General features: G+C 70.4%; 14 protein-coding genes. 9 read left to right on the forward strand and 5 right to left on the reverse strand.

Annotated features, from left to right (window positions below; genetic code table 11):
- Positions 1-23: 23 nt before the first annotated feature.
- Together purF and ACW14Y_RS20565 are read right to left on the reverse strand one after the other, a co-directional pair.
- A complete protein-coding gene (gene purF, locus ACW14Y_RS20560; protein WP_030306023.1) occupies positions 24-1,607 on the reverse strand; it encodes an amidophosphoribosyltransferase in 1,584 nt (527 codons plus the stop codon).
- A gap of 314 nt (positions 1,608-1,921) precedes the next feature.
- The gene (locus tag ACW14Y_RS20565) at positions 1,922-2,680 is read right to left on the reverse strand and encodes a diacylglycerol kinase (protein WP_456982830.1); all 759 of its coding nucleotides are present in this window, start codon (positions 2,678-2,680) and stop codon (positions 1,922-1,924) included.
- Between the two features lie 330 nt (positions 2,681-3,010).
- Between ACW14Y_RS20565 and ACW14Y_RS20570 the strand changes: the two genes are divergently transcribed.
- Complete coding sequence (locus ACW14Y_RS20570) at positions 3,011-4,294, forward strand: adenylosuccinate synthase (protein ID WP_030392265.1); 1,284 nt, start codon at positions 3,011-3,013, stop codon at positions 4,292-4,294.
- A 123-nt stretch (positions 4,295-4,417) separates the two neighbouring features.
- Positions 4,418-5,020 carry a GNAT family N-acetyltransferase gene (locus tag ACW14Y_RS20575; protein ID WP_380385065.1) on the forward strand — a complete coding sequence of 201 codons (603 nt, stop codon included), beginning with the start codon at positions 4,418-4,420 and terminating at the stop codon, positions 5,018-5,020.
- 3 nt (positions 5,021-5,023) lie between these two features.
- Here the strand turns inward: ACW14Y_RS20575 and ACW14Y_RS20580 are convergent, their stop codons facing one another.
- Positions 5,024-5,161 carry a hypothetical protein gene (locus ACW14Y_RS20580; protein ID WP_380310966.1) on the reverse strand — a complete coding sequence of 46 codons (138 nt, stop codon included), beginning with the start codon at positions 5,159-5,161 and terminating at the stop codon, positions 5,024-5,026.
- On the reverse strand, positions 5,161-5,577 hold the full coding sequence (locus ACW14Y_RS20585; protein WP_456982833.1) for an ATP-binding protein: 417 nt from the start codon (positions 5,575-5,577) through the stop codon (positions 5,161-5,163). Before ACW14Y_RS20585 ends, ACW14Y_RS20580 begins: the two co-directional genes overlap by 1 nt.
- Before the next feature lie 185 nt (positions 5,578-5,762).
- Between ACW14Y_RS20585 and ACW14Y_RS20590 the strand changes: the two genes are divergently transcribed.
- The 5 genes from ACW14Y_RS20590 (at position 5,763) to metG (ending at position 10,554) form a co-directional block, all read left to right on the forward strand.
- Positions 5,763-6,659, forward strand: coding sequence for a helix-turn-helix domain-containing protein (locus ACW14Y_RS20590; RefSeq protein ID WP_456982835.1), 897 nt, complete (start codon positions 5,763-5,765; stop codon positions 6,657-6,659).
- A 2-nt stretch (positions 6,660-6,661) separates the two neighbouring features.
- Complete coding sequence (locus tag ACW14Y_RS20595) at positions 6,662-6,862, forward strand: DUF397 domain-containing protein (protein ID WP_030392269.1); 201 nt, start codon at positions 6,662-6,664, stop codon at positions 6,860-6,862.
- A 33-nt stretch (positions 6,863-6,895) separates the two neighbouring features.
- Positions 6,896-7,087: a DUF397 domain-containing protein gene (locus ACW14Y_RS20600; protein WP_030392270.1), complete on the forward strand. Its 192-nt coding sequence runs from the start codon at positions 6,896-6,898 to the stop codon at positions 7,085-7,087.
- A 91-nt stretch (positions 7,088-7,178) separates the two neighbouring features.
- Positions 7,179-8,081: a phosphotransferase gene (locus ACW14Y_RS20605; RefSeq protein WP_456982838.1), complete on the forward strand. Its 903-nt coding sequence runs from the start codon at positions 7,179-7,181 to the stop codon at positions 8,079-8,081.
- A gap of 742 nt (positions 8,082-8,823) precedes the next feature.
- Positions 8,824-10,554 (forward strand): methionine--tRNA ligase, encoded by a 1,731-nt coding sequence (gene metG, locus ACW14Y_RS20610; RefSeq protein ID WP_380385073.1) that lies wholly within the window; start codon positions 8,824-8,826, stop codon positions 10,552-10,554.
- 126 nt (positions 10,555-10,680) lie between these two features.
- On the opposite strand, the gene ACW14Y_RS20615 is transcribed toward metG, so the two are convergent.
- Complete coding sequence (locus tag ACW14Y_RS20615) at positions 10,681-11,148, reverse strand: MarR family winged helix-turn-helix transcriptional regulator (protein WP_456982840.1); 468 nt, start codon at positions 11,146-11,148, stop codon at positions 10,681-10,683.
- Between the two features lie 117 nt (positions 11,149-11,265).
- On the opposite strand from ACW14Y_RS20615, the gene ACW14Y_RS20620 reads away from it, so the two are divergent.
- Together ACW14Y_RS20620 and ACW14Y_RS20625 are read left to right on the forward strand one after the other, a co-directional pair.
- Positions 11,266-11,649 (forward strand): DMT family transporter, encoded by a 384-nt coding sequence (locus tag ACW14Y_RS20620; RefSeq protein WP_380442952.1) that lies wholly within the window; start codon positions 11,266-11,268, stop codon positions 11,647-11,649.
- Between the two features lie 78 nt (positions 11,650-11,727).
- Positions 11,728-12,048, forward strand: a complete 321-nt coding sequence (locus tag ACW14Y_RS20625; protein ID WP_266270456.1) for a DMT family transporter — start codon at positions 11,728-11,730, stop codon at positions 12,046-12,048.
- Positions 12,049-12,115 lie beyond the last annotated feature (67 nt).

A 12,115-nucleotide genomic window follows, 5' to 3' on the forward strand; every position in this document is an offset into this window, starting at 1 on the left:
TCGCGGGACCCCACCGAGGGTTCTTACGGGCGGCGCAGCGCGTCGGCCGCGCCCGCCCCGCCGAGCAGCGACTGGACGCCGTCCAGGTCGCTGCCGCTGGTCGGCTTGCCGCGGACCGCGGGGGCCTGCTGGCCGCCCTTGATCTCGGCCTCCAGCAGGAGCTTGCCGAGCAGCGCCGGGTCGGGCAGCTCCATCGGGTACTCGCCGTCGAAGCAGGCCCGGCAGAGCCGGTCCTTCGGCTGCTTGGTGGCCTCGATCATGCCGTCGATCGAGATGTAGGAGAGCGAGTCCGCGCCGAGGGTGCGGCCGATCTCCTCGATGGTCATGCCGTTGGCGATCAGCTCCGCGCGGGTCGCGAAGTCGATGCCGAAGAAGCAGGGCCACTTGACCGGCGGGGAGGAGATCCGGATGTGGACCTCGGCCGCGCCCGCCTCGCGGAGCATCTTCACCAGGGCGCGCTGGGTGTTGCCGCGGACGATGGAGTCGTCCACGACGACCAGGCGCTTGCCCTGGATGACCTCGCGCAGCGGGTTCAGCTTCAGCCGGATGCCGAGCTGGCGGATGGTCTGGCTGGGCTGGATGAAGGTGCGGCCCACGTAGGCGTTCTTCACCAGGCCGGAGCCGTAGGGGATCCCGCTGGCCTCGGCGTAGCCGATCGCGGCCGGGGTCCCGGACTCGGGCGTCGCTATCACCAGGTCGGCCTCGACCGGGGCCTCCTTGGCCAGGCGACGGCCCATCTCCACGCGGGAGAGGTGCACGTTGCGGCCGGCGATGGAGGTGTCGGGGCGGGCGAGGTAGACGTACTCGAAGACGCAGCCCTTGGGCTTGGCCTCGGCGAACCGGGAGGTCCGCATGCCGTTCTCGTCGATGGCGATGAGCTCGCCGGGCTCGACCTCGCGGATGAAGGAGGCGCCGCAGATGTCCAGCGCCGCCGTCTCGGAGGCGACGACCCAGCCGCGCTCCAGCCGGCCCAGGACCAGCGGGCGGATGCCCTGCGGGTCGCGGGCGGCGTAGAGCGTGTTCTCGTCCATGAAGACGAGCGAGAACGCGCCCTTGACCTTGGGCAGGACGACCTTGGCCGTCTCCTCGATGGAGAGGTCCGGGTGGCCGGCGAGCAGCGCGGTCACCAGGTCGGTGTCGTTGGTCGCGGCCGAGCGCCCGGAGCGGGAGACGTGCTCCTCGCCGGGGAGTTCGGCGACCATGGCCGCCAGTTCGGCGGTGTTCACCAGGTTTCCGTTGTGCCCGAGGGCCAGCGAACCGTGGACGGTCGCCCGGAAGGTCGGCTGGGCGTTCTCCCAGACCGAGGAACCGGTGGTCGAGTAGCGGGCGTGTCCGACGGCGATATGCCCGTGCAACGACCCCAGGGAGGCCTCGTCGAAGACCTGGGAGACAAGTCCCATGTCCTTGAAGACGAGAATCTGGGAGCCGTTGCTCACTGCGATGCCCGCGGATTCCTGACCGCGGTGCTGCAGGGCGTAAAGGCCGAAGAACGTGAGCTTGGCGACCTCCTCGCCGGGAGCCCAGACACCGAAGACGCCGCAAGCGTCCTGGGGGCCTTTCTCACCGGGAAGAAGATCGTGGTTGAGTCTTCCGTCACCACGTGGCACGCCTTCGAGTCTAGGACAGTCGGCCCGGCCTCACGGACCCCGGGCGGGCGCTGTCGTGCGGGCCGCTCCGGGTAACGCGCGTAGACAAAACCCCTTACCCGGCGCGGATTTCGGCGGTCCCGGATTCGGCGGCGACGCGGTTGCCCTTGCGGTTCGCGCCCGTTGGCGTGTTCCCCGGGCGGCGGGCGCTTCGCCCGGCGTTGGTCCGCCGTTCGCCCAACGTGAGCCTGCTCACCCGGGGCCGCGCGCCGCGCGGACGGCCCAGGGGCGGGGCCGGGACGCTCCTCGGCGGGCCGGAGGTGACTCAGGGCCAGCTAGTCGGCGTCCTGGGTGACCGGCAGCAGCAGGCCCCAGCACCCGGCGTGGACCGTCCAGGTGCGGGCCCGCACCGGGCCGACCGGGCGGCCGTCCGCCTCGTAGCCGAAGCCCCGGCCCGCCACCGAGATGCTGGCCGCCCGGGCGCGCAGCAGGGCGCCGGGGGCGCGGACCACGATCTCCATCACGCCCTCGCCCGCGGCCGCGCCGGAGGGCAGGGTCACCTGGACCACCCGGACCGGCCGGTGGACGTCGGCGAGCAGCCGGCCGTCGGCCTCGACCCGGAGCCGGGCGCTGTGCTCGCCCCTGGCCGACTCTCCGCGCTCCGGTCGGCCGGTCGTGCCGGTCCGCCCCGTCCGGACGCTCCCGCCGGGCCCGTCGGCGCCGTCCGGTCCCGCGCCCGGCCCGGTCCGGTCCGGGACGAGTGCGGTCGCCTGCTCGGCCGCAGCCAGTTTCGCCCATAGCGAACGCCAGCCGCCGGGACGGCCCCCCGGACGCCGCGTCCCGCCGCCCGAGATCCGCACCCCGCCGAGCGCCACCCCACCGCCGTCGTCCACCAACAGGTCCAGCTTCCGGGCCGTCCCGGTCAGCACGGCGCGCGCCGCGGCGACGGGCGCGCCCGGCACCCCGAGCGCCCGGGCCGCCACCAGCTCCTCCGGCCGGCCGACCGGCACCAGGCCCACCGGGTCGGCGCCCAGCTCCCGTTGGCGGTACAGCGCCTGGAGCACCCGTTGCAGCGCGAGGTCGGAACCGATCACCACCGGTCGCCTCCGACCCCGGTGCGAAAGCACCCGATCGAGCTCGGAAGGGGTCTCCGGACAGGCCACCTTGACGTCCGTCCCACCGGAGAGAACGTCCTTCGCGATCCGCACCGACTCCCCGTCGGACTGCCGGGCCGCCGGGTCGAGGAGCAGGAGAAGCGGCTCCGGGCCGCCGGTTGCGGGCGTGGACAGGGACGACACAACCGGTCCTTCCTCAGGTAATCTCTCGGTGCAAGAGCCCCTTGCGCTATTGCGCCAGGGGCTTCGTCTATCTCGGGGCAGACTGCGGCCTACGCAGGATGCCCCAACCGGAAGGGGTGTACGCCTGTGCCGGCACTCGTGCTCGTTGGCGCTCAGTGGGGAGACGAGGGCAAGGGGAAGGCGACCGACCTGCTCGGCGGCTCCGTCGACTACGTCGTCCGCTACCAGGGCGGCAACAACGCCGGTCACACGGTGGTCATCGGCGACCAGAAGTACGCGCTGCACCTCCTGCCTTCCGGCATTCTCAGCCCGAACGTCACGCCGGTCATCGGCAACGGCGTCGTGATCGACCCGGGCGTGCTGCTCTCCGAGCTCAGCGGGCTCGACGAGCGCGGCATCGACACCTCCAAGCTGCTGATCTCGGGCAACGCCCACCTGATCACGCCGTACCACCGCACCCTGGACAAGGTCACCGAGCGCTTCCTCGGCAAGCGCCGGATCGGCACCACCGGCCGCGGCATCGGCCCGACCTACGCGGACAAGATCAACCGCGTCGGCATCCGGGTGCAGGACCTCTTCGACGAGTCGATCCTGATCCAGAAGGTCGAAGCGGCGCTGCACGACAAGAACCAGCTGCTGGTCAAGCTCTACAACCGCCGCGCCATCCCGGCCGACCTGGTGGTCCAGGAGTACCTCGGCTACGCCGAGAAGCTCCGCCCGTTCCTGGCCGACACCACGCTCGTCCTGGACGAGGCGCTGAAGGCGAACAAGGTCGTCCTGCTGGAGGGCGGCCAGGGCACCCTGCTGGACGTCGACCACGGCACGTACCCGTTCGTCACCTCGTCGAACCCGACCGCCGGCGGTGCCTGCACCGGTGCCGGCATCGGCCCGACGAAGATCGACCGGGTCATCGGCATCCTGAAGGCGTACACCACCCGCGTCGGCTCGGGCCCGTTCCCGACCGAGCTGCTCGACGCGGACGGCGAGGCGCTGCGCCGGATCGGTGGCGAGCGCGGTGTCACCACCGGCCGCGACCGCCGCTGCGGCTGGTTCGACGCGGTGATCGCCCGCTACGCGACCCGGGTCAACGGCCTCACCGACTTCTTCCTCACCAAGCTGGACGTGCTGACCGGCTGGGAGCAGATCCCGGTCTGCGTCGCGTACGAGATCGACGGCAAGCGCGTCGAGGAGCTGCCGTACAACCAGTCGGACTTCCACCACGCGAAGCCGATCTACGAGAACCTCCCCGGCTGGACCGAGGACATCAGCGGGGCGAAGACCTTCGCCGAGCTGCCGAAGAACGCCCAGGCGTACGTGAAGGCGCTGGAGGAGATGTCGGGCGCGCCGATCTCTGCCATCGGCGTCGGCCCGGGCCGGTACGAGACGATCCAGATCAACTCGTTCGTCTAGGCCTCACGGCTTCCTGAGCAGGGCCCCGCGGGTTTTCCCGTGGGGCCCTGCCTTTGCCCGCACCCTTTTGCACTAAGGCAATAATCCGTTGCATCTAGTGCAGTCACGCGTTACCTTTCGATCATGACCGCGAAGCTTCCTTCCCCCACCACCCTCACCGGCCGCCACGTCCGACTGGAGCCGCTGGACCGCCGCCACCTGTCCGACCTGTGGGCCACCGTCGGCCCGGACCCCGAGGTGTGGCGCTGGGTCCCGTTCAGCGCGCCCACGTCGGAGGAGGAGTTGGGCGCGATGCTGGACGTCCGCCTCGGCGAGGTGGCGGCCGGGAGCGCGGTGAAGTTCGCCGTGATCGAGCTCGCGAGCGGGCGGGCGATCGGCGTCACCGGCTACTACGCGTTCCACGCGGAGGACGAGCTCGTCGAGATCGGCGGCACCTGGTACGCGCGGTCCGTGTGGCGCACCGCCGTCAACACCGAGTCGAAGCTGCTGCTGCTCACCCACGCCTTCGACGACCTGGGCATGGGCCGGGTGTTCTGGAAGACCGACGCGCTCAACGACCGCTCGCGCAACGCGATCCAGCGGCTCGGCGCGCAGTTCGAGGGCGTCCACCGGCGCGAGAAGCGGCGCGCCACCGGCGTGTGGCGGGACACCGCGTACTTCTCGATGCTGCGCGAGGAGTGGCCGGCCGCGAAGGGGCGGCTGGAGCAGCGGCTCGCGGCGGGCTGAGCGCTAGGTGGTGTCCTTCCGCGGCGCCAAGTCCCCTCCGCCGGTGCGTCGTTCCCTCGGCTGACGGGTCGCGATGATCTGCGCCACCACCCCGACGAAGACCACCGACACCAACAGGCCGGTCAGCAACACCACGGCCATCAGCGATCGACCGCCGCCACGGCCCAGACCGCCTTGCCACACACCCCGATGAGTTCCACACCCCAGTCATCGGCCAAAGCGGCGACGAGGTCAAGCCCCCGACCGCACGTTCGAGCCACATCCGGCTCTGGTCTGGCGGGCGGGGCGGTCGACCCGTCGGTGACGGCGATGTAGAGGCGTCCGCAACGGAGTACGAGCGCGACGCTGGGTGCCCCGTCGCCGTGGAGCAGGGCATTCGCAAGGAGTTCGGAGAGGATCAGACAAGGTCCGTCCGGATCGGCGCCGGTCGCCGTCAGCATGTCCCGCAACAGCCGCCGCACCACCCCCACCATGTCGAGGCTCGCGGGCGGGAAGAGGTCGACCCGAAATTCGCGGTCGGCGTCGGCGTCGAGGGGGCGCAGGAGCGGAAGCAACATCGACTGTCTCCAGTCCAGTTGAGGGAAACTGATCAACCATCAGTGAGCGTTGCGCTACTCAAGGTAGGCTCGGGCCTTCATTAATGCAACCACTCGAATGGGTGATCCTGCGGATCCGCCCTCAGCGGCTGGCGCGGACCCACCCGTGCGCGCAACACTGCCGGTGCCACGGGAAGGGATGGACTTTGGCTCTGCGAGCGCACATCAGCGAGCGGCAGCGACGGTACGGCACCGAGATCCGCCGACTCCGACTGGACGCCGATGTGCCGGTCCAGGTCGCGGCAGCCCACATCGGTATCCGTGGTCCCCAGCTGAACCACATCGAAGCCGCCCGCACCGGTCTCGACGAGGAACGCCTGCGATCACTGGCTGCCTTCTACGGCTGCACGGATGAAGAGTTTCTCCGCACACTCGCCGCCATCGGAGCCAGCGATGGCAAGGGCTGGTGGAGTCGGCACAAGCGGAAGGTCCCCGACTTCGCCCTCGATCTGGCCGAGCTGGAGCACTGGACCACGGCGGCCTACCTCAACTACGAGACCTTCCTCATTCCGGGCATGCTCCAGACCGAGGACTACATGCGCCAGCTGTTCGGGACCGGCGAGACTCCGCTCTCGCACGATGAGATCGCCGACACGGTCCGTTTCCGCCTCGAACGCCAACAGATCCTCGACACGTCGACCACGTTCCACTTCGTGGTCCACGAGGCCGCGCTACTGATGACGTTCGCCGGGCGCCACATCATGCGGAACCAGTTGGCCCACCTCCTGGCCCTCGCGGAGAAACCCAACGTCACGGTCCAGATCTTCCCGTTCAGCGTCAGGGCGACACCGCCGTACAGCGGCCCCTTCCTCCTCACCGAACCGGCCTCACGTGCCCTCTCGACCGTGGTCATCGACACGCCAGGAGTTCCGATCTCCTACGCCCACCCCGAGACGGTCAACACGTTCCGAGGCCGCTTCGAAGCCCTCAGCCGACTCGCACTGGGTCCCGGGAGCGCGGGCACGTCCGCGCTCCCGGACTCCGAACGGGATTCCTGGGGAGTGATCCAACACATCAAGCACGGACTGGAATTGGAAAGGTAGTCATGCCGCGCACCTGGCAGAAGTCGACCAGCAGCTCGCAGGACGGCGGGAACTCGGTAGAGGTGTCCACCAACGCCGAAGGGCTCGTCGAGATCCGCGAGTCCGACGCCCCCGAATCGATCGTCACCACCACCCCCACGAAGTTCGCGCTCTGGCTCGAAGGCGTCAAGCGCGGCGAGTTCGACCACTTCACCCACGCCTGACCCACCGACCGCACCCCGAAGGAGCCCAACCCCATGGACACCACCTGGCAGAAGGCCGCCCCCGGCGGCGAGGGCGAGGACGCCCTCGAAATCCGCACCGTCAACGGCATGGTCGAACTCCGCGACCCCAAGAACGACGCCATCATCGTCCGCACCACCCCCCGCAAGTGGGCCGCCTTCGTCCTCGGCGTGAAGGCCGGCGAGTTCGACCACTTCGTCGCCTAGCCACAACTCGTCCCGTTGCCCCCTCGCACCTCGCGAGGGGGCAACGGAGCTTTCGGCCCCGGCTCCAGGCCCTGCCCGGGAGGACGACCGAATGAGTAACTGGAAGTTCGTGAAGCACCGAACCGCCACCGCGGGCACGGTATGGCGGTCCGCCGACGGCCTGTTCTACAAGCGGACCGGCGGCGAGGACCTCCGCTCGGAGGCCGAATTCCAGCGGCTGGCCGCCGGCCTCGGCTACCCGGTGCCGGAGATCGTCGACAGCGGCTCGGAGGACGGGCGCTGCTTCGTCGTCGAGCGCGCGATCGGCGAGACCTCGCTGCACCAGGAGGCGCTGGCCGACGCCGGGCGGGACGGCCGGGTCGGCCACCGGGTGATCAGCACGGCGGCTGCCGTCGCATCGGAGCTCCTTCGGGCCCAGGCGAGGCACCCCCTCCCCGCCACGCCGTGGTTCGAGAAAGCGGCCTTCGCGGCAGAGGTCTTCGAGGAGAACCCGGACTTCGACACCCCACGCGTCCACGAGGCGGTCGAGCACGCGCTCGACCGGCTGGCCCGGCTTCCGATAGTGCACGGGCATCTCGACTACGGCCTGCCCAACATCCTGCGGGCCGGGATCATCGACTGGCAGCACCACGGGCCCGTCCCGCTGGGCTACGACGTCTACCCCGCGCTCGACATCGTGGCGTTCAAGGGCGGCGGCAAGGGCTACACGATCACCCCGGAACAGCGCGCCGCCTACATCACCGCACTCGACGAGACCACCGCGTCCCTGATCGGCCAGCGGGTGAGCGAACACCTCGGCGACTTCCTGCTCGCCAAGTGCTTCTTCTTCCTCGCCCTGATGCGGCCCGCCGACCCCACGCGGCAGGACAAGCACCTCAAGTGGCAGTACCGGCGCACGCTCTTCGCGATGGGACTCGATCAGTACGAGTCGACCGGCACCATCGACACCGGCACCTTCCCCACCCTGGGACGGTTCGCCAGCGAGCACCGGTAGGCCGGTGCCCCCCGTTCGCGACCACCTGACGGGCGGCATCGCAGAGCCGCCCGGAAAGTCGGACCCCAAAGAGCCTGCCGTCACCTGGTCCAAGGTGCTCCTGGGCGCCCGGTTCGACGACGTTCCTCTTCCGAAGGCCCTCTGGCCGAACCGTGGGGACAGGCAGTCGCCGGGCCCGCGTGTGAACGGGCCCGGCGGCTGCATTCGGCTCTGGTCGGTGGTCCTGATATCCCCTGGAGATCCCTTCCACCGTGACCTCGGGCCGACCCGTGCGGGGCGGCCCGAACAGACGACCAGACACTGCGCAGGAAGTCGGCCCGTCCGACTTCCTGCGCACCACGACCTTTCGGCAGTCGGGAACTGCTCTGGCGCAGCCAAGTCCCCAAGAGCCACCTCGCCCTGGGCGATGCGGATCACACATGTGGCGGGCCACTCCTCCCGACGACGGCCCGACCGGCGGCCTCTTCCACGACCGGGAGCCGCTGCCCTGGTAGTTGTCGGCCGCGCAGGAAGTCGGGTGGGCCGACTTCCTGCGCGGGCGGGGGTGCTTGGGGCCCGAGAAATGGGAGCGAAGGGACGGGGTCGGCGTGGATAGGATTGCGCAGCCCACAGTGGAACGTCGCTCTGGCCGGCCGACCGGGAGTCGGCGACTGTGCCCGGTTCCCGCCGCCGTCCCAGAGCCTGCGCCTGTCACGGCACTCCGGGACAGGGGTGCGTGCGGGAGAAATCGGAGCATCCGAGGATGGCTCGGCACCTGATCACCAGCGCCCTTCCGTACATCAACGGGATCAAGCACCTGGGCAACATGGTCGGGTCCATGCTGCCTGCGGACGTCTACTCGCGGTATCTGCGGCAGCGCGGCCACGACGTGCTCTACATCTGCGCGACCGACGAGCACGGCACGCCGGCCGAGCTGGCCGCGCAGGAGGCCGGGCTGCCGGTGGCCGAGTTCTGCGCGCGGGCGCACGAGCAGCAGAAGGCGGTGTACGACGGCTTCCGGCTGTCGTTCGACTACTTCGGCCGCAGCTCCTCCCCGCAGAACCGGGAGATCACCCAGGAGATCGCGCGCGAGCTGCACGCCAACGGCTTCATCGAGGAGCGGGCGATCCGCCAGGTGTACTCCAACACCGACGGCCGCTTCCTGCCGGACCGCTACATCGTCGGCACCTGCCCGCACTGCGGCTACGACAAGGCGCGCGGCGACCAGTGCGAGAACTGCACCCGGGTGCTCGACCCCACCGACCTGCTGGAGCCGCGCTCGGCGATCAGCGGCAGCGCCGACCTGGAGGTGCGGGAGACCACGCACCTGTTCCTGCTCCAGTCGAAGCTGACCGCGCAGGTGGAGGACTGGGTCGCCGCGCACGCCGACGAGTGGCCGGTGCTCGCCTCCTCCATCGCCCGCAAGTGGCTGACCGAGGGCCTCCAGGACCGGGCGATCACCCGCGACCTGGAGTGGGGCGTGCCGGTGCCGGCCGACGTGTGGCCGGAGCTGGCGGCCTCGGGCAAGGTCTTCTACGTCTGGTTCGACGCCCCGATCGAGTACATCGGCGCGACCAAGGAGTGGTCGGACGCGGCTCCGGCCGGCGAGCTGCGGGACTGGAAGTCCTGGTGGTACGAGGCCGACGAGACCGTCCGCTACACCGAGTTCATGGCCAAGGACAACGTCCCGTTCCACACCGTGATGTTCCCGGCGACGATCCTCGGCTCGCGCCGCCCCTGGAAGAAGGTCGACTACGTCAAGGCCTTCAACTGGCTGACGTACTACGGCGGGAAGTTCTCCACCAGCCAGAAGCGGGGCATCTTCACGGACGTCGCGCTGGAGCTGCTGCCGGCCGACTACTGGCGCTACTTCCTGATGGCGCACGCGCCCGAGTCGGACGACTCCAGCTTCACCTGGGACCTCTTCGCCTCCGTGGTCAACAAGGACCTCGCCGACACCCTCGGCAACTTCGTCAACCGGGTGCTGACGTTCAGCCGCAAGCGGTTCGGCGACGAGGTGCCCGCCGGGCACGCGGCAGGCGAGGCCGAGGAGCGGCTGGGCGCGCAGATCGCGGAGCTGCTGGCCGACTACGAGACCCAGCTGGAGGCGCTCAACTTCCGCAAGGCGACGCAGAGTCTGCGCGCGCTGTGGAGCGCGGGCAACGCCTACCTGGACGAGAAGGCGCCCTGGCTCCAGGTGAAGACCGACCCGGAGGCGGCGGCGCTGACGCTGCGCACCGCGATGAACCTGATCCACCTGTACGCGGTGGTGTCCGAGCCGTTCGTCCCGACGGCGGCGCGGGCGATGCGCGAGGCGTTCGCGCTGCCGGCCGACGCTCCGGCGCGCACCCTCGACTGGGTGGACGCGGCCGGGGCCCGGGCGCTGGACGCGGTGCCGGCGGGGACGCCGTTCACCGTGCCGCCGGTGCTGTTCGCGAAGATCACGGACGAGGACCTGGCCGCCTGGTCCGCCCGCTTCGGCGGCGGGGAGTAGGCGGGCAGCAGGCGGGCAGCAGGCACGGAGCAGTAGCGCAGGGCACGACCGCTCGGCCGCCCCTCCCGTTCGCGGGAGGGGCGGCCGAGCCGCGTCCGGGGGGCGACCGACGCGACCGACGCGGGTTCAGCCCAGCGCGCCGCGCGCGGCGCCGAGCAGCGGGGCCAGCTCAGGGGACCCGACAGCGGCCTCGTCGAGAGCGCCGGTGAGGGCCTCCTCGTAGGTGGCGCGGGCCTCCCGGTGGCGGGTCCGGCCGGCGTCGGTGAGCACGGTGTAGACGCCGCGCTTGTCGTCCGGGCAGAGGTCCCGGTAGGTGAAGTCGGCGGCACCGAGGCGCGCGACCAGCCGGGTCACGGAGCTCTGGTTGAGGCCGAGGCCGGTGGCGAGCTCCTGCATCCGCAGCTCGGACTTGGGCGCCTCGGCGAGCAGGCCGAGGGCCCGGTACTCGGAGAGCCCGAGGCCGTGCCGCCGTTGCAGGACGGTGGCGAGCCGGCCCTCGACCTGGGCGTGCAGCGCGGTGAGCCGGTTCCACATCCGGGCGTCGGCCGCGCCGTCGGGGACGTCAGGGGTGGGGACGTCGGGGGTGGTGGGCACGGGGGTTCCTCCCTGACCGGGCTGGGTGGTTGACACAAGCTTACTTGTACATGCATGCTCTTGCCCAGCAGAAAGTGCTTGCACATACATGCAACAACTACTCGGGGGGCTCGTCCCATGGCCTGGATCCACCTGCTCGTCGCCGCCGTCTTCGAGGTCGTCTTCGCCCTCGCCACCAACGCCACCCACGGCTTCACCGAACTGGGCCCGTCCCTGCTGACGGCCGCCGCGGCCGCCGGCGGGATCTTCTTCCTCAGCCTCGCGTTGCGCACCCTCGACGTCGGCGTCGGCTACACCGTGTGGACCGGGATCGGCTCGGTCGGCACGGTCGTCCTCGGCACGGTGATCTTCGACGAGGAGATGAACGCCGGGAAGGCCCTCGCCTTCGTCCTCATCATCGGCGGGGTGCTCGGCCTCAAGCTCGCCGACCGGCTGAGCAGCCGCGGCGCCTCCGCACCGAACGCCGCGCCCGTGACCGCGCCCGCGTCCGCGTCCGCCTGAATCCCCTCCGACCCTCCGACCCTCCGACCCTCCGACCCTCCGCACCGGCAAGCGTCCCCACCAAGGAGTTGAACCGTCATGGCCTGGGCCTACCTGGCAGTCGCCGTCGTCTTCGAGATCGTCTTCGCACTCGGTACCAACGCCACCAAGGGCTTCACCCGCCTCTGGCCCTCCGTACTCACCCTGGCCGCCGCCGCGGGCGGCATCTACACCCTGAGCCTCGCCCTGCGCACCCTGGACGTGGGCGTCGGCTACACGATCTGGACGGGGCTCGGTTCGATCGGCACGGTGGTGTTCGGCGCGCTGATCTTCAAGGAGCGGATCACCCTGCCCAAGCTGGTCTCCTTCGCCGCGATCATCGCCGGCGCGGTCACCCTCAAGCTCTCCTCAGGACTCTGAACCCCCTTCGCCGGAGGCGTTTTCACCCGATCGTGGAATCGCCCGGCCGGGGACGGATCGGGAAGAC

This window comes from Kitasatospora sp. cg17-2 (assembly GCF_054031055.1).